Here is a 21,635-nt window from a genome sequence, read left to right as displayed (position 1 = left end):
TGCCCAGACGCTTCGCCGGCATCAGCCTATGCTTGTTGATTGCCCCACCCTTTTCATCTGCCCAACAAGGAGTTGAAAAATGTCGCTAACGCTTTACTACCATCCGCTGTCGTCGTACTGCCACAAAGTGCTCATCGCGCTTTACGAAAACGGCATCGAGTTCGACAGAAGAATCATCGATCTCACGGACGCCGCCGACCGCGCAGAGCTTCAGGCATTGTGGCCAATCGGAAAATTCCCGGTACTTCGCGATCATGCTCGTCAACGTAATCTGCCGGAGTCCAGCGTCATCATCGAGTACCTGGATCGCCTGTATCCAGGTGAACAGCGCCTGGTTCCGGACGATTGGGAGACCGCGTTGGAGGTGCGCTTATGGGACCGGTTTTTCGACAATTATCTACAAACGCCGGTCCAACAGATTGTCAGTGATCGACTACACGCGACCAACGGTGATTTGACCAGGGAACGGGCCACACTTGCGACGGCGTACAGCATGCTCGAGCGCCGAATGGCGTCCAGGATCTGGGTGGCCAGCCCGGACTTCAGCCTGGCCGATTGTGCCGCCGCCCCGGCGCTGTTCTATGCCTGCACACTGGTGCCGTTCCCCGACGACTACCAGCACTTGAGCGCCTATTTCGACCGGTTGATCCAGCGACCGTCATTCCTGCGGGTGATCGACGAAGCCAGGCCCTGGTTTTCGTTCTATCCGTTTGCGGATCGCCTTGCACAACGGTTTCGTGAGGCGCCGGATAATGCATGACCAGTCATTGGCCGCAATGCGATCTGTAGACAACCCGGCGTTTGCGATGTTGCTGGAGGGGATTCGCAAGGCTGTGCGGGAGGGATGGGGTCGTAGGAACGGCCCCTGCGACCGGCGGTTTACCGTTGCGCCAACTCATGCCGGATGCATTGCTCATAATACGTTTGCTTGATGCCGGCAGGCTTGAGACGCGAAGGGCTGTTATAGGTTTGCTCCGTGATGCCCATGGCCGTCATGCGCATCCACGGCCGGGGAAACTTGCGCGATTGCAGCTTCTTGCGTGCTCCGTAAAGCGTAAGCCCGGAAAGTTTCGAGGCTTGCGCGCCCTCGGCTATTTCCGAGCCCCAGCTGCATACATAGCGAGAGTTCTTGCTCAGTTCCTTTGCCTGGGCTCCAAACGAAATAGCCACCAGGACAAACGTTGCAGTCATCCATACCAAAGTCCGCATATCGCCAATGCCTAACCTGCTGAAAAGAAAGCAAGTTTGACAACGAACCGAAGATCGGGGGGCCAGCAGTTTGCCTCATTTCATCATTGATTCTCTCTGCCAGGCCCGATGTAAAAGATCGATGACCTCTTCATCCGACGTCTGAGAGAAATCCGTGTACCAATAGCCGATTGATACCAGCCAATCGGGGGTGAGCGGGCAAATCAGCTCGTCCACTTCGTCGCGCAGTGCCTCTGCCGTTTCCATGGGGGCCACCGGCACGGCGACGACGATGCGTGATGGTGCTTGCAGGCGCACGGCCTGTATCGCAGCCATCATCGTGGCCCCTGTCGCCAGGCCGTCATCGATCAGAATCACCACTTGATCCTTGAGCGCCAAAGGCCCACGGGATTCCCGGAATAGCTGCTCGCGACGCAACATTTCCTGCGTTTCCTTCGCCACCACAGCGTCGAGCGTACGCTGGTCGATGCCGTTAGCCCGCAGCGCATCGTCATTGACGATTTGAATCCCACCGCTGGCGATAGCGCCCATGGCGAATTCCTGATGGGACGGCACGCCCAGCTTGCGGACCAGCATCAGGTCCAGGCGAACCTCCAGGGCCGTGGCCACTTCATAGGCGACCGGCACGCCGCCACGGGGCAAGGCGAGGACGATGACATCGGCTCTTTTGGCGTATTTAAGCAGCGACTCCACCAGGCTTCGGCCGGCATCAACCCGGTCATGCAAGATGGTTTGCAATGAAGGACTGTGATTCATCTGAAAACCTCCCTGGGGCGGGAACCCCGAAACGGGCAAGTCAATTTCGCCAAGGATGCTTGCGACTACACCGCCAGAACGCTGCAAGGCACCTGGTACAGAATATGTTCGGTCGTGCTGCCGAGCAGTTTCTCCAGGCTGCCGTATTGCGTTCTACCCATCACGATCACATCTATCTGGTGTTCGTGGGCGAACTCACTCAGCGCCGACACCGGATGCCCTGTGATGAAATGCCGGCATTCAGCGGGCACGCCGAACCGGGCGGCCAACTTGAGGAATGAGGTTTCCAGGTCCTTGCGCAATTCCCGGGTAAGCTCCGATAGCGTCAGGCCACCGCCCAGATCCGCCAGAAAAGCAGCCGGAATGTCACACGCGTACAGCAGATGCAACTCGGCATTGCATTGCAGCGCAAGGGCAGACGCCYGCAGGATGATCCGGTCATTGAGTTCGCTGTTCGAAGGCTCGGTATCGCCAACATCAACCGCGGCCACCACCTTCTGCGGCAAGGCATGGCTTTCGGCGCCCACCAGATAGACCGGCACCGGACAATGGCGCAACAAACGCCAGTCCAGCGGCGTAAAGAACGCGCGCTTGAGCACTGGCTCATGCTGGACTTGCTTGATCAACAGATCGGGGTGCATTTCCGTGACGTGATCAAGGATGTCCTGGCGCATGTTGTCGGCCCAGGCGACCTCGGTTGTCACCTCGATCCCCCTGCCCTGCATTTTTTCCGCCTGTTCCTTGAGCCAGTCGCGGTGTTCCTGCAGGTAGTTCGCCCGAGCCACTTTCCGGTCGCCCTCTTCGAGCAACGACAGAATGTCCAACGAGGGGATCAGCGCCGCAATATGCAAACTCGCCCCGCTGGCCTTGGCCACGGCAGCGGCATGGTTGAGCGCGGGAGACTGGCGCAGGAGCGGGTTGATGATCAGTAATAACCGTTGATACTGGCTCATGATCTGACTCCGGACAGCGATGGCGTTTTCGCCAGGTCAGCAACCCGGCTTCAGCCCAGACTCCCTCCTTAAAGTCTCTTGGGCCTTGATATATATCAATCCCCTGTGGGCGTCATTGAAGGTGCCCACTTGGGAAAGAATAGTTCACAACTGTGTTGTGCATCTCGTGCCGGGCTCGTGTGGCGAGGGGAGTTGTATGTGACTCCAAAATGGGTCACCCAGTCCCAAGAACAAACAACTCCAACATGGCCTCGACAGCATGCACCCGCAAAGACTGACCCTGCACAATGAGTTGCACGCGCGCCCTTCGCTGTATTTCGACGAGCCCGCCCACGTGTTTCATTTGGCGTTTCTGGCTAATGACGGGCAATGCGACACCCTGCTGAGTCGCTGCTGCCCCGGCCCCGTCGACCCGGATGCGGCCCAGGGCATCACCAGGCTGGAGGGGCATGCCTTGAAGTGGGAGCGACACGCGGAGTTCCTGACGCTGACACTGGTGGTGCCTTCTTCCAGTCAGGAGCCTGACTGGAGCCAGCCCCCCAAGACCTTGATGGACCGCGTCGAACCCTTCATGCAGCACGTGATCAACGCCGTGCAGATTGTGGTGCGCAACGATGCGTCGTTTTCCGGCGATCTGTCGGCTTATGGATTCAAAGACCCTTGCGGCTCATGCATAGGCGGTGGCGATGCGACGGTCTGGAGCGATTTTCGCCTGAGCGAGGACGGCACTAACCGTTTCCTGTTCGTCAACAAGCGCCTGAATGCCTATCGCCAAGGCCGGATGATCCGCCGCCTGCTGGAAATCGAAACCTACCGCATGATGGCGTCGCTTTCCCTTACCACCGCGAAAACCTTGAGCGCTCAGCTCAACGTCTTCGACAAGACATTGGTCAACCTTTCGGAACGTAACGCCGGCCCCGATACCGGCAATGCGAAAGCGTTGTTGACCGACATCGCCAGTCTGTCGGCGCAAGTGGTCAGCAGCACCGCAAAAACCCGACACCGCTTCAGCGCCACCCAAGCGTATGCCCAGCTGGTTTTCGAGCGTTTGGGCGAACTCAGGGAAACTCACGTGGGCGATTGCCAGCGACTCGGGATCTTCATCGAAAGACGCTTCAAACCTACCGTCAGGTACTGTGACGTCACCGAACAGCGCCTGGAGCAGCTGGCCAAAAGCGTGGCCAACCTCGGGGATCTGCTGCAGGCGCGGGTGCAGGTTGAAATGGAAGAACAGAACTCGGAAATCCTGAGCAGCCTGAACGCTCGCGCCGATACCCAAATCAAAATCCAGCGTGCGGTCGAAGGCTTGTCGATTATCGCCATCACCTATTATTTGCTGAGCCTGTTCAAGCTGTTCTACTCGGGCCTGCATACCCTGGGCGCGGACATTTCCGCGCGGGACGCCATGCTGGCCATGACCCCGCTCGCGCTGTGCATCCTGCTGTTTATTTTGATCAGGATCAGAAAGGCCAAAGAACACTGATCAATCGGTTGGCGGCGTTCAAGGCTTGCGCAACAGGTAGGTATCCATGATCCACCCGTTGGCCAACCGCGCCGCCTTGCGCACCCGCTCAATTTCATCGGCCACGTCTTTGAGCTTGCCGCTGATCAGGATTTCATCCGGCGTCCCCAGATAGGCCCCCCAGTAAATGTCTGTCTCCTGATCAGCCACGTGATGGTAGGCATCTTGCGCATCCAGCATTACCACCAGGCTGTCGGCATCGCTTACCTGGCCGGCCGCCAGCCGTCGGCCGGTGGTGATTTCAATCGAGCGGCCGATGCTGTTCAGCGGCACCTTATGTTGCGCCGCCAGCGCCTGCACGCTGGTGATGCCAGGGATCACCTCGAATTCGAACAGACAACGACCGGACGCCAGAATCGCCTGCAGGATCCGAATGGTGCTGTCATACAACGCCGGATCGCCCCACACCAGAAAACCGGCGCACTGATCGTCGGTCATTTCCTCATTGATCAACCGCTCGAACGTCTGCTGCTTGGCACGGTTCAGGTCTTCGACGCTGGCGTTGTAGTCCACATCCCCGCGCTCACGCTCCGGGCTGTGGGCTTCAACGAAGCGGTAGTCGTGATCGGTGATGTAGCGCTCGCAGAGCTCGCGGCGCAGGTCGATCAGTTTGTCTTTGCTCTGGCCTTTGTCCATGAGGAAAAACACGTCGACCCGGTTCAGCGCTTTCACCGCCTGCATCGTGATGTAGTCGGGATTGCCCGCGCCGACACCGATAACCAGAAGTCTTTTCATCACAGCACTCCTTCAGGGTCCATGCCCGTCAAGCGTAACCGCCAGCGACCGTTGAACCGCAACTCGACGGCCGACAACGGTTCGACATCGATCTGGTTGAACCCGGTGCCCTGCAACACCTGCATCAGCGCGGCGCGAATGACAAACGGATGGGTGATGGCAACGATATGCCCCGGCGTCGCCTCAAGGGCTTTCATCCACGCGGCCACTCGCTCACCGAGCTGCGCCACTGACTCTCCACCGTGGGGCGCCGACGTCGGGTCGCTGAGCCAGGCCTGGAGCGTCTCGGGTTCGGATGTTTGCAAATCGTCGATCGACGTGCCCTTCCAGCGTCCGAAATCGCAATCCCCCAATGCCGTGACAATCTCCACGTTGTCGCCAAACAGCTCAGCGGTTTGCCGGGTCCGCCGTTCAGGGCCGCAGAGTAAACGGGGGGCTCGCTTGAACAGACGACAGCGCGAGCCCTTCGCCGATTGCCAATCCATTTCCACGGGTTCATTCGTAGGAAAACGCGCCAGTTTCTGTGCGACGGTTCGAGCGTGACAAATCAGGGTCAAGCGGGTTGCCTGCACGAAGGTTCTCTCTGTCGATGGGATGAAAGATGGCACGATGCCGCGAACAATCGGTTCATTGTGCCGCAAGAAACGCACTCTGGGCGCCTTCCTTGTAGCAGCTGCCGAGCTCGCGAGGCTGCGTTCGGCCGCGTAGCGGTCGTAAAATCAGGCACTGTGATCCGTCAGGCACACTGTGCACTCAGGGTTTACGACTGCTTCGCAGCCGAACGCAGCCTCGCAGGCTCGACAGCTGCTACCAGCGAACGCAGCCTCGCGAGCTCGGCAGCTGCTACGGCGTGGGCTCACAACGCCCATTTTATTCCTGAGCTGGGTCGATATCTCACACCTCTATGGGCGATGTCCTACAAAGCCTGTCGACATCCACTCAGCCCCGCACGCACGGGGGTTTTGCCCCATTTTAGTGCTTTCAAAATCCGCACAAAAATTAACTAGACATGTAGCACACGTTACATAAATACTGATTTAGCGTTTTATGAAATGAAACCGACATACCCATCCAGCAGGAGCCCGGATGCCCCCTCTCAGAGACCTGATCACCGAGCCCGGCCTGGACTTCACGCCGTCGGAACGCAAAGTCATACGTGCCTTGCTGGACCAGTACCCGCGTAACGGACTGGGCCCGATGTCACGCTTGGCCGAACATGCCGGTGTCAGCGATCCGACCATCGTGCGGCTGGTAAAAAAGCTGGGTTTCAGCGGTTACGCCGATTTTCAGGAAGCCTTGCTCAGTGACATGGATCACCGCCTGCGCTCCCCCAGCACCCTGTTGCAGCCCCGCGCCCAACTCAAGAAAGATGACCCCTGGAGTCATTATCTGGCAGACAGCCATCGGGCACTGGTAGAAACCCAGGCGCTGACCCAGCCCGAAGATGTGCGGATTCTGGTGGAGTGGCTGCTCGACACCCGCCACCAGGTCCACTGCTTTGGCGGTCGCTTCAGCAGTTTCCTCGCCAACTATTTGCTCAATCACCTGCGCCTGTTGCGGCCCGGCTGTTTCGCCCTGGAAGACAACGCCCAATTACCGGACCGGTTGTTTGACGTACAGCGTCAGGACGTATTGCTGGTGTTCGACTATCGCCGCTATCAGTCCCAGGCCCTGCGGGTCGCCAATGCCGCGAAGAGCCGACATGCGCGCGTCGTGTTGTTCACCGACATCTACGCATCACCGCTGCGGGAAATAGCCGACCTGATCATCAGCGCACCGGTGGAATCGGCGTCGGCCTTCGACTCGATAGTGCCGGCGCTGGCCCAGGTTGAAGCACTGATTGCCTGCCTGACCCTGCGCAGCCCCGATCTGGCCGATCGCCTGGAAGGCATCGATGCCCTGCGAGCCGACTTCGACACTCACCTGCTGGAGGATAAATAAGGATGTTCATGCTCCCCCACCATTCGCCCCGGGACTTGCCGTTTGCCGCCGATCACACCGCGCTGTTGCTGGTGGACATGCAACGTGCCTGGCTCGAACCGCAGTTCGACCCGCACCTCAACGAGCCGGATGCCGACTACTTCCTGACCCGCGCCCGCACGCAGGTGGTGCCCAATCAACGCAGGCTGCTCGATGCCTTTCGCAGCGCCCGGCAAAACGTGTTGCACACACTCATCGAAAGCCTCACCGCCGATGGCCGCGACCGTTCGCTGGACCACAAACTCTCGGACATGCACCTGCCCAAGGGCAGCCCGCAAGCGCAAATCATCGAAGAGCTGACGCCGACCGAAAACGAAATCGTGCTGCCCAAGACCTCTTCCGGGGTGTTCAACTCCACCAGCATTGACTACGTGCTGCGCAACCTTGAAACCCGCCACCTGATCATCGCCGGCATCGTCACCGACCAATGCGTCGACATGGCCGTGCGCGACGCCGCCGACCGCGGGTATCTGGTAACGCTGGTCGAAGATGCCTGCGCCACCTACACCGAACAGCGGCATCACGCCTGCCTGAACGCCATCAAGGGCTACTGCTGGATCACCGACACCCAGACTGTGCTTGGCCGGTTGCAGGAGATGCAGCCATGAGCGAACGCCTGTCACCCCTGCCCATGACCACCATTGTCACCACCGACCTGATCGGCGTGACACGCGGCCGTTCCTTCCCCACCGACGAACTCGATGCCTATCAAGTGGCCGGTTGCGGCTGGGTGCCGGCCAATAGCGCCCTGACCCCGCAAGACATCATCGCCGCCAGCAACCCTTGGGGCGCTTATGGGGATTTACGGCTGATTCCCGACTTGAGCAGCCGGGTGACCGTCAACAACGGCCCGGATGCCGACGCTCCGGCGCTGGACTTCATTCACGGCGACATTCGCGAAACCGATGGCCGTCCGTGGGGCGCCTGCCCTCGTACGCTGTTGCGCAACGAGGTGGCGCGCTATCGCGATGAGCTGGGGTTGCAGGTCAACGCCGCGTTCGAACACGAATTCAACCTCGACAGCGGCGCGGCGGAGCACCTGGCGTTCTCTCTGGAAGCCCAGCGCCAAGGCGCCGAATTCGGCGGCTGGCTGCTCAGTGCACTGCGAGCCGGCGGCGTCGAACCGGAAATGTTCCTGCCGGAATACGGCAAGCACCAATACGAAATCACCTGCCGCCCGGCCCTTGGTGTCGCCGCCGCCGACCGCGCGGTGAACGTGCGCGAGATCACCCGTGAGATTGCCCGGCAAATGGGCCTCAGCCTGAGTTTCGCCCCCAAGACGGCCGAGCATGCCGTGTGCAACGGCGTGCATTTGCACGTGAGCCTGCAAGACATGGCCGGCCAACCGGTGATGTATGACGCCGGCACCGCCAACGGCCTGTCGACCCTCGGCCAGCATTGGGCCGCCGGCGTTCTGCATTACTTGCCGGCGCTCTGTGCATTCACCGCGCCAACGCCGATTTCCTATGAACGCTTGCAGCCCCATCACTGGAGCGCTTCCTACGCCTGCCTCGGCCAACGCAACCGCGAAGCGGCGCTGCGGATTTGCCCGACCGTCAGCCTGGGCGGCAAATCCGTGGCGATGCAGTACAACCTGGAATTTCGCGCCATGGACGCCACCGCCTCACCGCACCTGGCCATGGCTGCATTGCTGATCGCCGGGCGCCTGGGTATCGAGCGGCGCCTGGCGTTGAACGCCATCACCGATGAAATCCCTGACTCCCTGAACGAAGAGCAACGCCAGGCCCGCGGCATCGTCGCCCTGCCCGCGTCGCTGTCCCGGGCACTGGATTGCCTGCGCAACAGCGAGGCGCTGATCGAAGCCCTGCCGAGCGCGTTACTGGACACCTACTTCGCCCTGAAAACCGAGGAACTGACGCTGACGGAACAGCTCTCGCCCGCCGACCTCTGTGAGCACTATGCGCGCCTGTACTGAATCCGCCGAACTGGGCCTCTACACCCGGCCTGCCTACACCCTGAGCCGGGAAGCTTCCGAGCATCCGCTGATTCTGGTGTGTGAACACGCCAGTCGTTTTATCCCGGACCGGTTAAACGACCTGGGCCTGAGCGACGAGGCCGCCCGCGAACACATCGCCTGGGACATCGGCGCCCTGGCGCTGGCCGAGGGTTTGGCCGAAGCACTGGGCGCGACCCTGTTGGCGGCCAACTATTCGCGGCTGTTGATCGACCTCAACCGCCCGCGCCACGCGCCGGACAGCATTCCGTTGCAGAGCGAGATTTATCAGGTGCCGGGCAATCGCGATCTGGACGAGGCCACCCGTGAATACCGCCGGCACTGCCTGTTCAAACCGTTTCATGCACGCCTGCAAACCTTGATCGACGCCCGTGTGGAGCAAAATAAACCGGTTCGAGTGGTGGGGATTCACAGTTTCACGCCGATATATTACGGCCAGCCGCGATCGCTGGAAGTCGGCGTGTTGTACGGCCAGGCCACGGAGTACGCCCAGCGAATGATCGACGGCCTGAGCCGGCACCCATTGAAAGTCGCCGGTAATCAGCCATACAAAGTCGATCCGCTGGGTGACATGACCGTACCGGTTCACGGCGATGCACGCGGGCTGGACTCGGTGCTGATCGAGGTGCGCAACGACCTGCTGCGCACCCCCGAGGACGTCAGTCGCTGGACCGACTATCTGGCACCGCTGCTATAGCAACAGCTTCAAACTCGCAGCGTGTAGCTGCTTATATCAAGGAGAACGGCTTCATGGACATTGAAGAATTCGGCTACAGGCAAGAGTTGAAACGTAGCCTGTCACTGACCGACCTGGTGGTGTACGGGATGATCTTCATGATCCCCATCGCTCCGTTCGGCGTGTATGGTTACGTCAACGCCGAAGCACCCGGCATGGTGCCGCTGGCCTACATCATCGGCATGGTGGCGATGCTGTTCACCGCCCTCAGTTACGGCAGCATGGCCCGGGCCTTTCCGGTGGCGGGCTCGGTGTATTCCTACGCACAACGCGGCCTCAACCAACATGTCGGGTTTATCGCCGGCTGGCTGATGCTGCTCGATTACCTGCTGATTCCGCCGCTGCTCTACGTATACGCGGCGATGGCGCTGAATCATTTGTACCCGGACATCCCGAAAGTCGGTTTCATCCTGGCCTTTCTGGTCAGCGCCACTTTCGTCAACCTGCGGGGCATCACCTTCACCGCGCGGATGAACATCATCTTCCTGCTGGCGCAACTGGTGGTGCTGGGGATCTTCCTGTTCTACGCCTGGACTGCCTTGCACAGTGGCGGCGGTAACGGTCAGCTGACCCTGGCGCCGCTGTACAACCCCGAAACCTTCAACTTCGCCCTGCTGATGCAAGCGGTGTCGATTGCGGTGCTGTCGTTCCTCGGTTTCGATGCCATTTCCACCCTCGCCGAAGAGATCAAGGGTGATCCGGGCCGCAGTGTCGGCAAGGCTGCGCTGATTACGCTGCTGGTGATGGGCGTGATCTTCGTCGTGCAGACCTGGATCGCCACCGACCTGGCCGCCGGCCTGGGCTTCAAGTCCGCCGACACCGCGTTCTATGAAATCGCCGAAATCGCCGCCGGTAGCTGGCTGGCCACCCTGACCGCCGTGGCCACCGCGCTGGCCTGGGGTGTGGCGGTCGCCATCACCTCCCAAGCGGCGGTTTCGCGACTGCTGTTCGGCATGGCCCGAGACGGCAAACTGCCAAAAGTGCTGGCCAAAGTGCACCCGAAACACAACACACCGTACTTGAGCATTTATCTGGTGGCGGTGCTGACGCTGGTGATCTGCTACCTGTTCATCAACTCGGTGGACACCCTCACCTCCCTGGTGAACTTCGGCGCCCTGAGCGGCTTCATGCTGCTGCACCTGACCGTGATCAACTACTACTGGCGCCGGCAGCAATCCGGCCAGGTGATCCGTCACCTGATCTGCCCGGTCATCGGCTTCATCATCGTCGCGGCCATCATGTACAACATGGGCGTCGATGCGCAGAAACTCGGCCTGATCTGGATTGCCCTGGGCCTGGTCTATCTGTTCTTCCTCAACAAACTGGGTGCCAGCACCGCACTGCCCGACCCAAGCAACGGCTGACAAGAAAAAGAGCAACGTCTGACATGATTTCAGGCGACTGCCGATTTTACGCGTGGAAACCGACAGTGATAGTCAGGTTCGGTGCAAGCCGCCGAACCCTTTGATACAGGAGTATGTCCATGCTGGTCTTACGTCCAGTCGAGTTAACCGACCTGCCCCAGTTGCAGCAGCTGGCGCGCGACAGTCTGGTGGGGGTCACGTCCTTGCCGGACGACACCGAACGCCTGAGGGAGAAAATTCTCGATTCCTGTGCTTCGTTCGAAAAAGACGTCCAGGGCCAAGGCCCGGAGAACTATTTCTTCGTGCTGGAAAACCTGACGACTCGCCGTCTGGTCGGCTGCTCGGAAGTGCTCGCCACCGCCGGGTTCGGCGAACCGTTCTACAGTTTGCGCAACCGCCATTTCACCAGCGCCTCACGGGAGCTGAACATCGAGCATGGGGTGCCGGCGTTGTCGTTGTGCCAAGACCTCAGCGRTCACTCTTTGCTGCGCGGTTTCCATATCGACTCGGCACTGGAGCGCACGCCATTTTCCGAGTTGCTGTCCCGGGCGCGACTGCTGTTCATCGCCGCCCACCCGGCACGTTTTGCCGAAGCGGTGATCACCGAGATCGTCGGTTACAGCGACGAACAGGGGCAATCGCCATTTTGGGATGCGCTGGGCAAGCATTTCTTCGATTTGCCTTACGTCGAGGCCGAGCGGCTTTGCGGCCTGCAGAGCCGGACATTCCTCGCAGAATTGATGCCGCAATACCCGATCTACGTGCCGATGCTGTCGCAGGCTGCGCAAGATTGCATCGGCCGGATCCACCCCGATGGCCAGGAGGCCTTCGACATTCTGGAGCGCGAAGGCTTCGAGACCAACAGCTACATCGACCTGTTCGACGGCGGCCCGACGCTGTACGCCCGCACCTCAAGCATTCGTTCCATCGCCCAGAGCCAGGCCGGCACGGTGCAGACGGGCTCGCCCATCGACGCCCGTGGCAGTTACCTGGTGAGCAACGATTCGTTGAAGGACTACCGCGCCATCGTCGCCGAACTGGACTACTGCGCCGGGCAACCTATCGCCTTGAGCGCCGAGATGTGCGCGGCCTTGAACGTGACCGACGCCAGTGCGATCCGGCTGATCGCCCTGTGAGTGGCAACCGGCCCCGAGCCCAACGACAGCGCCCGAGCAGGCGCGAAGAAGGAGCTGCATCATGATTTTGCGCCCGGTTCAAATGACCGACCTGCCCGCTTTACTGGATTTGGTACAACGGGCCGGCCCCGGGTTCACTACCCTGCCGGCCAACGAAGAGCGCCTGACCCACCGGGTGCGCTGGGCCCAGCGGACTTTCGCCGAACAGGTCGAGCGCGCGGATGCCGACTACCTGTTTGTGCTCGAAGACGATGATCAGCAAGTGGTCGGCGTCAGTGCCCTGATCGGGGCCGTCGGTCTGCGTGAGCCCTGGTACAACTACCGGGTCGGGCTCACGGTCAGTTCATCGCCGGACCTGGGCATTCAGCGCCAGATCCCCACGTTGTTCCTCAACAACGAAATGACCGGGCAATCGGAAATCTGCTCGTTGTTTCTGCGACACGATCAACGTTATGGCAGCAATGGTCGATTGCTGTCGCTGGGGGGACTGCTGTTCGTTGCCGAATTCCCCCAGCTGTTCGGCGACAAGCTCATCGCCGAACTGCGCGGCAGTGCCGACGAACATGGCTGCTCACCGTTCTGGGACAGCCTGGGCCGGCACTTCTTCAAGATGGATTTCAGCCATGCCGATCACTTGTCGGGGCTGGGCAGCAAAGCGTTCATCGCCGAACTGATGCCGCGCCAGCCGCTCTACACCTGCCTGCTCACCGAACAGGCCCAGGCGGTGATCGGCAAGCCCCACCCCAACACCGAACCGGCGCTGAAGATCCTCACCGCCGAGGGGTTTGCCCATAAGGGTTACATCGACATCTTCGACGCAGGCCCGGTGATCGAAGCCCCGGTGTCGAGAATCCGCGCGGTGCGCGACAGCCAATCACTGGTGCTGGCCATCGGCACGCCCGACGACCAGGCCCCGGTATGGCTGATCCACAACCGTCGCCTGGAAAACTGCCGCATCACCACCGCCCGGGCGCGGCTGGTGGGCAATAGCCTGGTGGTCGACCGCCTCACCGCCAAACGCCTGCAATTGCAACCCGGCAGCTCGGTACGCGCGGTGCCGCTGCTCAACCAACAGCAGCAAGCGGTAGCGGCGTGAGCGGAAAAGATCTTGCGTTCACTTGCCAAAAAAATTCGTCATCATCCTTTACCCGCCCGCGTGATAGCCTTTTGTTCCTTCGGCGTTGACACTTTTGCTCAAGCCCTTCCATTCCTTTATATGGTGGAACTCGTATGTCCAGGCTTTCTCACCAAGATTTACGCCGTAATTTCCGCCAACTGCTCGCTTCCGGCATCTGCTACCACACGGCCTCTGTCTTCGACCCGATGTCGGCACGCATCGCCGCCGACCTGGGTTTTGAGGTGGGAATCCTGGGTGGTTCGGTGGCGTCGTTGCAGGTATTGGGCGCTCCCGATTTTGCGTTGATCACCCTCAGTGAGTTCGCCGAACAAGCCACCCGCATCGGCCGAGTGGCGCAATTGCCGGTCATTGCCGACGCCGATCACGGCTACGGCAACGCGCTCAATGTCATGCGCACCATCGTCGAACTCGAACGCGCCGGCGTGGCCGCCCTGACCATCGAAGACACTCTGCTGCCGGCGCAATTCGGTCGCAAGTCCACCGACCTGATCACGGTCGCCGAAGGTGTCGGCAAGATCCGCGCGGCGCTGGAAGCCCGGGTCGACTCGGAAATGGCGATCATCGCCCGCACCAACGCAGGGATCCTGCCGGTCCAGGAAATCATCAGCCGCACCCAGCATTACCAACAGGCCGGGGCCGACGGGATTTGCATGGTGGGCGTGCAGGATTTCGATCATCTGGAACAGATCGCCGAACACCTGAGCGTACCGCTGATGCTGGTCACCTACGGCAACCCGCTGCTGCGCGACGACAAACGCCTGGCCGAATTGGGCGTGCGAGTCACCATCGACGGCCATGGCGCCTACTTCGCAGCGATCAAAGCCACTTATGACAGCCTGCGTGAACAGCGCCAGATCTTCACCCAGGCCTCCGACCTGAACGCCACCGAACTGACGCATACCTATACGCAGCCGGAGGACTACATTCGTTGGGCGGAAGAGTTCATGCGCGTTAAAGAATGACGGCACAAGCGCCCTCACCACAGCGCTCGCGCGTCTGTGGTGAGGTTGAGGTCAAGCCATGTGCGCTTCTTTCGATTCGACCTCCGGCGTCACTTCAAACCGATCCGCCAGAAACGGTGTGATATCCAGCGGCAACGGCTCGTTATTCACCAGTTTGTCCAGCACCACGCCGGTAATCGCCGAGGTCAGGATGCCGGTGCGGAAATGTCCGCAGGCATTGAGATAACCCTGCACGCCTTTCATCGGCCCGAGAATCGGYAGTTCGTCCGGCGAACCAGGACGTAACCCGGCCCAGCAACGTTTCAGGTTGATGTCGGCGAGCGCAGGAATGCAGCGCACCGCGCCTTGCACCAGACCGCTGATTTCAGGGTAGGTGGTGGTCACGTCGAAACCTTTGTCTTCGGTGGTGCTGCCGATCAGGATTTCGCCATTGTCTTTCTGCGCCACGTAACAGTCGCTGGTGGTCAGGCAACCGCGCAGGATCTTCGGCATGCGCTCGGTCAGCAGGATCTGGCCCTTCACCGGTTTCACCGGAATGCGAATGCCGGTGGCATGCTCGCTGAGGTCGGCGGCCCACGCACCCGCAGCGTTGATCAGCGTATCGCAACGGAACACACCGGCCTCGGAGGTCTGCACGCCAGTGACCTGCGAGCCGTGGTGCAGCACCCCGGTGACGTTGGTGTTGAAATACAGGTCCACACCGTTTTGCCGCGCGCCTTCGGTGTAGGCATCGGCCAGGCGGAACGGGCTGACCTGATGGTCGCAGAGAAACTCCAGCGCCCCCCTCGCCTCATGGCTGACACTTGGCTCGGCTTCGCGCAGTGCCGCTTGATCGAGCCAGCGCACCTGATCCGCCAGGTGCGGAATGCACGCCACGATGTGCTCGGCGTAGAGCCGGTCTTCATCGTCGTAGATCACGAATTTCAAGCCGGTCTTCTCGAACTTGAAATCCATCCCGTGATTGTCCTGCAGCTCCCGGTGCAAATCCGGGTACATCGCGTTGGACTGCAAGGCTAAATCGAAGAACGACTGCGGCAGGATATGCGGCGTGCTGGAGTCCACCGCCACCGCCGCACCCTGGGCTTCGCGCTTGCGATTGGCCGACATCATGCGGAAGAAAATCACCCCGCAGCCCAAGCCCACCGACTCACCGATCGCCCACAAGCCACCGGCCGAAGCACGGGTCGCGTTGCCGGGTCGCTTGGCGTCGATCAGCGCGACTTTCAGGTGTTTGCGCTTGGATAACTGATAGGCGCAGGACGCCCCGATCACACCGCCGCCGGCGATGATCACGTCGTAGAACTTACTCATGGCTTGCAGCCTCCGTGCCGACAGACTGGAATGCTGAAAAAGGAATCGGGTCGACGGGAAAGCGCGGTCGCAACCAGCCCACATCTTGCCGCCCGGTGGCTTCGCGCAAACGGTCGGTGCAATAACCGACGCACATCCGCCCCTGACAGTCGCCCATGCTCACGCGGGTACGCATTTTCAGGCTGGCCAGGTCTTGCACACCCTGCTCCAGCGCCCGATCGATGTCGGCGCGGGTCGCGTGCTCACAGCGGCAAATCACCGTGTCGGCGACCGGCAATGCGGTCTGCCCGGCACCGCGTTCGGTGTAACGGTCGACGGCGGCGCGAAAGCGCACGATGGACTTGAGTTTCGACAGGTAGCGGTCACGTCTGACCCGCGCCAACTCCGCATCCAGCACGTCACGTTGCAGCAGGATCGACACTGCTGCGATTCGTCCCGCAAGCATGGCCGCCTCGCCTCCGCGAATTCCGCCCATGTCACCGGCCAGATGCACATGGGGTTCGCTGCTTTGCTGCCAGACATTGGCGCTGGCCCGCAGGTAGCCGTCATCGCTGAAGCCGTGGTCCAGGCCCATTTGCTGGCTGAGTTGAGTGCGAGGAATGAAGCCATAGCCGACCGCCAGGGTCTGCGCGGCAATCCGTTCGGCGCGGCTCAGGTCTGGCTCCCAGGTGCTGGAGTACGGCGCAACGGTCACTGATTTCAACTCTTCCTCGCCTTGAGCCTCGACCACGCCCCAGCCATAGTGCATGGGAATGCCGTGCAGTTTCAGGTACGCGAGCATGCTCAAACCGTCGAGGAACAACTGCGGCTTGTTCAATAGCGCGAGGCTTTCCCGGGCGATCTTGCCGAACGCGCACGCCTCGTAGACTCCGGCGACGCTCACCCCCGAAGCGTGTAGCTGGCAGGCCACCAGCGGCAACAGCGGACCGGTACCAGTAATCACCACCGGCCCCTGGGGTTGAACGACGCCGCTCTTGATTTGCAGTTGCAAACCACCCAGCAGAATCACCCCAGGCAAGGTCCAGCCGGGGAACGGTACGCTGCGCTCATGGCAACCGGCAGCCAACAGCAGCTGCGGGTATTGGACCTCCTGCAAATGCTCATTGACGTCCAGCACCACCAACGCCCGGGTACCTTCGGCGCCGACCACGCGGTGGTTCAAGCGCACGTCGATCAGGCCCGACTGCTCGTGGAATTCTCCATGCAGTTTGGCCAGCACTTCCGAATAGCGCGGCCCCAGGTAATCCAGTTGCACGTTATCGCGCAAGGGGCCGCGATAGACCACCCCGCCAAGACGCGAAGCCTCTTCGAGCAAGGTACAACGCACACCATGGCGCGCCAGTTCAATGGCCGCGGCCATACCCGCCGGCCCGCCGCCGACGATCACCGGTTGCAGGCTCATCAAACCTCCTGCCCGGCGATACGGTTGACCCGGGTTTCGATGCGCATGCCCTCACGCACGATCGTCTGGCAGGCACGCCGTTTGTGCCGGCCATCGATTTTCACCAGACAGCATTGGCACACGCCCATGCCGCAATAGGCACCGCTGATTTGATCGTGATCGTTACGGGCCACCTGGCGAATGCCCAGTGACTGAATGACCGTCAGGACGGTTTCGCCGATGGCGGCGCTGACAGTCTGGCCATTGATGCACACAGTCATATCCGCCCGCACCAGTGGCTGGATATCGAAGGTTCGGTTTATGCGTTGCATTGCGATTGTTCATCCATGAAAGGTTCAGGTGAGATTCTTCAGCTCCATGCTGCACTACACCTTGCGGGCCACCTGACTAATAACAACGAGAAGGTCTGCACTGGTACTTCGACAACGCATCAGCTGCGCGTCCAAGCAATGTAGTCAATACCGCGAGATGGGGCTGGATCTTTTTATGTTAGGAAATATCGCCGAAGGAAATATTGATCCAGGCCAGTAAAAACACCTGAGCCGACGAACTAATCTGCAAACACCGTCTTCGCCGCCCGCAGCGCAAAAAAAGCAAAACGCCGCTTCTACCGGAGGCAGAAGCGGCAGAGGCCAAATGCCTCGAAGGGATCAGTGCATGAACAAGGCAATCAGAATGATGATCGGGATCGGCACGCCGAGCAGGAACAGCAGTAATGAGCGCATGGGGGTTCTCCTGGGTTAGCGAACAGGTGGTAGCGTCGTGGTCGTGGTGGTGGTCACATAGGCATCGGCCTCCAGATACTCCACGGCATCCCGGCGACGACCGCCGAAGGTCGCGGCGAGGCTGGCGAAAAACGCACCGGCCAACAGCGCGATAAACATCCACAACGCCGTCCATGCCGCAACTTTCGCGGCAGTGTCAGCCGCTTGTTGCGCGGCCAGTTTGGCGTCGGCCACGGCTTTTTGAGTACGGGCATACACTTCATCGACACGACGCTCGGCGTCCGCTTGCGTGAGGTTGGTCCGCTGGGCCACCAATTGCGCCAGATAAGCCCGATCTTCGGTGGCCAATTGACCGTCGTTGCTCAGGCTGCGCGCGAAGATGCGGGTGACGGTGCCGTGGGTGGCGTCATCACTGACAGCCACCGGGCGGTCATCGCGAAACAGACTGTCGATGAAGTAACCGTACGGATCATTCGCGGGATTGCCGATAGCGCTGCCGGCAGCCTGGGTCATGGCGCTGGCGGCACCGCCGGCGACCACTGCCCCGGCCCGCACACCACCGCTGACGACGCTACTGACCGAACCGACCACCAGGGTCGCGGTCACCAGCGTCGCCACACACCAGGCCAGGAAGCCATGGGCCGTGTCACGGAAATAAACCTCATCGCCGTGCATGAACGCCCACTTCACCCGCAAGCGGCCGGCGATGTAACCGCCGAGACCGGACGCCACGATCTGTGTAAAGGCCAGCCAGACAATCGTCGAAATACCCAGGCCCTTGGCACTCATACCTTCATTGGCCCACGGCGAGACCGCCGTGAAACCCAGGCCAAAACCGAGCAGTACGAGGATCAGCGACAACGCCGCGGCCGCTGCGGCCCCGGCGAAGATTGCGGGCCACGAGACGCCCGATAGTGTGCTGGACTCTTCGGCGACAGGATAAAAACCATCGGGGGATCTATTCATTGTTGTTGTACTCCAGGCAGTTGTTACAACTCGTCAAAGGAGCCGTTGCAGACAGCGTGCCAGTCGCACCACTTAAATAAATCCTTGAATTTCAACAAGTTGAAAACAATGAACTTCTCAGGACCATGCACTTTGCAAGGAGCCGACGCTGGCGGCGGGTTTTATGCATTGCGCCAACCGAACTACTTGCGCTTGTAACTCTTGTTGCCGCTGGGCGTCAGGCAATACACCCCGCCTCTTGGCCCGGTGCAGAACGTACCGGTACCGCAGGCGCAGCCTTCGGTTTCCTGTAACAGCGTCTGCGGCCGCGCCTGGCTTTTAGTGCCAAACATCGCCGAACAGCTTTTCTTTGAACCGCTGATGGAGCCGTCATTGCACAGGAACAGATCGCCGTCGCAACGATCGATACCGCCCTTCTTCCCCGAACACGGCGTATTGGCAGCCCAGGCGGATGAACCGAACAGGCACAACAGCACAAATATTGGCATCCAGCCACGAACCATTAAAGTGCGCACAGTGCAGCTTCCATTTAGAGTCATGGCTGGATGATATCAATGTTGCGACCAGCCTCACGAGACCACATGAAAGTTAATTTAATCAGCCGCATGTAATTCTTGGCAAAATGCCTCAACTTCGTATTGAACCGATTATCAGGCAAGCCCTATGACCCGTATTTTGACCATCGAAGACGACGCCGTGACCGCCCGGGAAATCGTCGCCGAACTGAGCAGCCACGGCCTCGAAGTGGATTGGGTCGACAATGGCCGCGAAGGCCTGGAGCGCGCCGTCAGCGGCGACTACGACCTGATCACCCTCGATCGCATGCTGCCGGAGCTCGATGGCCTGGCGATTGTCACCACCTTGCGCACCATGGGCGTGGCCACGCCGATTCTGATGATCAGCGCCCTCTCCGACGTCGATGAACGCGTGCGTGGCTTGCGCGCCGGCGGCGATGATTACCTGACCAAACCATTCGCCACCGATGAAATGGCCGCCCGGGTCGAAGTCTTGCTGCGCCGGCAGAACACCGTGACCGCCCAGGCCACCACGTTGCGCGTGGCCGATCTGGAGCTGAACCTGATCAGCCACGAGGCCAGCCGCGACAGCCAGTTGCTGACGCTGTTGCCCACCGAGTACAAGTTGCTGGAATTTCTGATGCGCAACACCGGGCAGATTCTGTCGCGGATGATGATTTTCGAAGAAGTCTGGGGTTATCACTTCGACCCCGGCACCAACCTGATCGACGTGCACATCGGCCGTCTGCGCAAGAAAATCGACCCGCCAGGCAAAGTCCCACTGATTCGGACCGTGCGAGGCTCGGGTTATGTCATTGCTGAACCCCTCTAAAGGCTGGCGTTCCTCCAGCAGCCGTTTGCTGGCGCTTTACAGTTCGCTGTTCGTCGCCTGGAGCGCGATTCTCATGGGGGTCATGTATTACGAGGTGTCCAACTACCTCGACACCCTCGCCAAACACTCGCTGATGCAACGTCAGCATCTGTTTTCACGCTTCCAGGGCGAGCAACTGGTGGATGCCCTCGCCGCCAGCATGACCTTCGACATTCGCGGCATCGATGCCTATGGCCTGTTCGATGACCAGCAGCGCTACCTCAGCGGCGCCTTGCGCCAGATCCCCGAAGAACTGCCGCTGGACGGCAAAATTCACATGCTCGGCGATTGCGCCGAATCCGACGACCCGACCCTGCCCGCCGACAGCTGCGACGCCGTCGCGACCCGAACCCTGGACGGCCGCTGGCTGGTGCTGGTGCGGGACAACGGTTCGTTGTTTGCCGTGACCCGGATCATCCTGCACGCGCTGTTGTGGGGCGTGTCGCTGACGATTTTGCCGGGCATCGCCGGCTGGCATTTATTGAGACGGCGCCCGCTGCGGCGGATCCGGGCGATCCAGGCCAGCGCCGAAGCCATCGTCGCCGGCGACCTGACCCGGCGCCTGCCGTTGTCCAATCGCCGTGACGAACTGGACATGCTCGCCGCCATCGTCAACGCCATGCTCGAACGCATCGAGCGCTTGATGCATGAGGTCAAGGGCGTGTGCGACAACATCGCCCATGACCTGCGCACGCCGCTCACTCGTCTGCGGGCGCAGCTGTACCGGATTCAGCAGCAGGCCGATGAAGGCTCGACGCTGGCCGTGCAACTGGATTCGGTGCTCGGCGAGGCGGACACCTTGATGGCGCGTTTCCGTGGCTTGTTGCGGATTTCCGAACTGGAGGATCGCCAGCGCCGTTCGGGGTTCGTGCGACTGGACCCGGTGCCGTTGCTGCGGGAGTTGCATGACTTTTATCTGCCGCTGGCGGAAGAAGGCGAACTGACCTTTGAACTGCAAATGCCCGAATCCTTGCCCGGGCTCAACGGTGACCGCGCTCTGCTGTTTGAAGCCGTGGCGAACTTGCTGAGCAACTCGATCAAATTCACCCCGCCAGGTGGCCAGGTGATTTTGCGTGGGGTGAATGACGCGGGGCACACGCGCATTGAAGTGCTCGACTCCGGCCCCGGGATTGCGCCGGCCGAGCGCGAGGCGGTGTTTCAACGTTTCTATCGCGCCGAAGGCGGCAACCCGCAAAGCGGATTCGGCCTGGGGTTGTCGATCGTCGCGGCGATCATCAGCCTGCACGGATTTACGCTGGAAGTGGGCGACAGCGAACTGGGTGGCGCGCAGTTGATGATCGACTGCCGGCAGAGCCTGATTCCCCAGGCTTGACCCAATCTCCATAACAAAGAAGATCAATGTGGGAGCAGCCCTGTGG

22 protein-coding genes are annotated in these 21,635 nt (G+C 60.6%); 12 read left to right on the top strand and 10 right to left on the bottom strand.

Going from position 1 to position 21,635, the window contains the following annotated elements; translation table 11 throughout:
- The first annotated feature begins 79 nt into the window (after positions 1–79).
- On the top strand, positions 80–760 hold the full coding sequence (locus AC1DIS_RS22620) for a glutathione S-transferase family protein (protein WP_018928996.1): 681 nt from the start codon (positions 80–82) through the stop codon (positions 758–760).
- Between the two features lie 119 nt (positions 761–879).
- On the opposite strand, the gene AC1DIS_RS22615 is transcribed toward AC1DIS_RS22620, so the two are convergent.
- The 3 genes from AC1DIS_RS22615 to AC1DIS_RS22605 all read right to left on the bottom strand — a co-directional run bounded on the left by AC1DIS_RS22615 (position 880) and on the right by AC1DIS_RS22605 (position 2,918).
- Positions 880–1,209 (bottom strand): hypothetical protein, encoded by a 330-nt coding sequence (locus AC1DIS_RS22615; RefSeq protein ID WP_018928995.1) that lies wholly within the window; start codon positions 1,207–1,209, stop codon positions 880–882.
- 75 nt (positions 1,210–1,284) lie between these two features.
- Positions 1,285–1,965, bottom strand: a complete 681-nt coding sequence (locus AC1DIS_RS22610) for a phosphoribosyltransferase (protein ID WP_477743181.1) — start codon at positions 1,963–1,965, stop codon at positions 1,285–1,287.
- Between the two features lie 65 nt (positions 1,966–2,030).
- Complete coding sequence (locus AC1DIS_RS22605; RefSeq protein ID WP_477781087.1) at positions 2,031–2,918, bottom strand: universal stress protein; 888 nt, start codon at positions 2,916–2,918, stop codon at positions 2,031–2,033.
- Between the two features lie 259 nt (positions 2,919–3,177).
- Here AC1DIS_RS22605 and AC1DIS_RS22600 point away from each other — a divergent pair, with 259 nt between their 5' ends.
- A complete protein-coding gene (locus AC1DIS_RS22600) occupies positions 3,178–4,401 on the top strand; it encodes a DUF3422 domain-containing protein (protein WP_019651636.1) in 1,224 nt (407 codons plus the stop codon).
- 18 nt (positions 4,402–4,419) lie between these two features.
- Here the strand turns inward: AC1DIS_RS22600 and cobF are convergent, their stop codons facing one another.
- The gene (gene cobF, locus AC1DIS_RS22595; RefSeq protein ID WP_192350355.1) at positions 4,420–5,175 is read right to left on the bottom strand and encodes a precorrin-6A synthase (deacetylating); all 756 of its coding nucleotides are present in this window, start codon (positions 5,173–5,175) and stop codon (positions 4,420–4,422) included.
- A complete protein-coding gene (locus AC1DIS_RS22590) occupies positions 5,175–5,747 on the bottom strand; it encodes a histidine phosphatase family protein (RefSeq protein WP_086945593.1) in 573 nt (190 codons plus the stop codon). Before AC1DIS_RS22590 ends, cobF begins: the two co-directional genes overlap by 1 nt.
- Before the next feature lie 514 nt (positions 5,748–6,261).
- On the opposite strand from AC1DIS_RS22590, the gene AC1DIS_RS22585 reads away from it, so the two are divergent.
- The 8 genes from AC1DIS_RS22585 (at position 6,262) to AC1DIS_RS22550 (ending at position 14,466) form a co-directional block, all read left to right on the top strand.
- Entirely contained in the window at positions 6,262–7,116 is an 855-nt protein-coding gene (locus AC1DIS_RS22585) for a MurR/RpiR family transcriptional regulator (protein ID WP_018928989.1), read from the top strand.
- Positions 7,117–7,118: 2 nt separating this feature from the next.
- On the top strand, positions 7,119–7,763 hold the full coding sequence (locus AC1DIS_RS22580) for a cysteine hydrolase family protein (protein WP_064617612.1): 645 nt from the start codon (positions 7,119–7,121) through the stop codon (positions 7,761–7,763).
- The gene (locus tag AC1DIS_RS22575) at positions 7,760–9,091 is read left to right on the top strand and encodes a type I glutamate--ammonia ligase (RefSeq protein ID WP_477743183.1); all 1,332 of its coding nucleotides are present in this window, start codon (positions 7,760–7,762) and stop codon (positions 9,089–9,091) included. The genes AC1DIS_RS22580 and AC1DIS_RS22575 overlap by 4 nt, the downstream gene beginning before the upstream one ends.
- Positions 9,075–9,827, top strand: a complete 753-nt coding sequence (locus AC1DIS_RS22570) for an N-formylglutamate amidohydrolase (RefSeq protein ID WP_018928986.1) — start codon at positions 9,075–9,077, stop codon at positions 9,825–9,827. The genes AC1DIS_RS22575 and AC1DIS_RS22570 overlap by 17 nt, the downstream gene beginning before the upstream one ends.
- Positions 9,828–9,880: 53 nt before the next feature.
- The gene (locus tag AC1DIS_RS22565) at positions 9,881–11,230 is read left to right on the top strand and encodes an APC family permease (protein WP_477743184.1); all 1,350 of its coding nucleotides are present in this window, start codon (positions 9,881–9,883) and stop codon (positions 11,228–11,230) included.
- Between the two features lie 119 nt (positions 11,231–11,349).
- Complete coding sequence (locus AC1DIS_RS22560) at positions 11,350–12,366, top strand: arginine N-succinyltransferase (protein ID WP_477781086.1); 1,017 nt, start codon at positions 11,350–11,352, stop codon at positions 12,364–12,366.
- A 61-nt stretch (positions 12,367–12,427) separates the two neighbouring features.
- Complete coding sequence (gene astA, locus AC1DIS_RS22555; protein WP_064617603.1) at positions 12,428–13,462, top strand: arginine N-succinyltransferase; 1,035 nt, start codon at positions 12,428–12,430, stop codon at positions 13,460–13,462.
- Between the two features lie 134 nt (positions 13,463–13,596).
- On the top strand, positions 13,597–14,466 hold the full coding sequence (locus AC1DIS_RS22550) for an isocitrate lyase/PEP mutase family protein (protein WP_477743185.1): 870 nt from the start codon (positions 13,597–13,599) through the stop codon (positions 14,464–14,466).
- Between the two features lie 51 nt (positions 14,467–14,517).
- Here the strand turns inward: AC1DIS_RS22550 and hcnC are convergent, their stop codons facing one another.
- The 5 genes from hcnC to AC1DIS_RS22525 all read right to left on the bottom strand — a co-directional run bounded on the left by hcnC (position 14,518) and on the right by AC1DIS_RS22525 (position 19,373).
- The gene (gene hcnC / locus AC1DIS_RS22545) at positions 14,518–15,777 is read right to left on the bottom strand and encodes a cyanide-forming glycine dehydrogenase subunit HcnC (protein ID WP_477743186.1); all 1,260 of its coding nucleotides are present in this window, start codon (positions 15,775–15,777) and stop codon (positions 14,518–14,520) included.
- Positions 15,770–17,179: a cyanide-forming glycine dehydrogenase subunit HcnB gene (gene hcnB, locus AC1DIS_RS22540; RefSeq protein WP_111453215.1), complete on the bottom strand. Its 1,410-nt coding sequence runs from the start codon at positions 17,177–17,179 to the stop codon at positions 15,770–15,772. Before hcnB ends, hcnC begins: the two co-directional genes overlap by 8 nt.
- The gene (locus AC1DIS_RS22535; protein ID WP_477743187.1) at positions 17,179–17,490 is read right to left on the bottom strand and encodes a (2Fe-2S)-binding protein; all 312 of its coding nucleotides are present in this window, start codon (positions 17,488–17,490) and stop codon (positions 17,179–17,181) included. The genes hcnB and AC1DIS_RS22535 overlap by 1 nt, the downstream gene beginning before the upstream one ends.
- A gap of 429 nt (positions 17,491–17,919) precedes the next feature.
- Positions 17,920–18,870: a hypothetical protein gene (locus tag AC1DIS_RS22530; protein WP_111453213.1), complete on the bottom strand. Its 951-nt coding sequence runs from the start codon at positions 18,868–18,870 to the stop codon at positions 17,920–17,922.
- Positions 18,871–19,052: 182 nt separating this feature from the next.
- Positions 19,053–19,373, bottom strand: a complete 321-nt coding sequence (locus AC1DIS_RS22525; protein ID WP_064617596.1) for a YdcA family protein — start codon at positions 19,371–19,373, stop codon at positions 19,053–19,055.
- A 160-nt stretch (positions 19,374–19,533) separates the two neighbouring features.
- On the opposite strand from AC1DIS_RS22525, the gene AC1DIS_RS22520 reads away from it, so the two are divergent.
- Positions 19,534–20,217 carry a response regulator transcription factor gene (locus tag AC1DIS_RS22520; protein ID WP_007934994.1) on the top strand — a complete coding sequence of 228 codons (684 nt, stop codon included), beginning with the start codon at positions 19,534–19,536 and terminating at the stop codon, positions 20,215–20,217.
- Positions 20,195–21,589 carry a sensor histidine kinase gene (locus AC1DIS_RS22515; RefSeq protein WP_477743188.1) on the top strand — a complete coding sequence of 465 codons (1,395 nt, stop codon included), beginning with the start codon at positions 20,195–20,197 and terminating at the stop codon, positions 21,587–21,589. Before AC1DIS_RS22520 ends, AC1DIS_RS22515 begins: the two co-directional genes overlap by 23 nt.
- Positions 21,590–21,635 lie beyond the last annotated feature (46 nt).

This window comes from Pseudomonas sp. 05N433 (assembly GCF_056396925.1).
The sequence above is the reverse complement of the archived record's forward strand: the minus strand, read 5'-3'. Positions and strand labels throughout refer to the sequence as shown.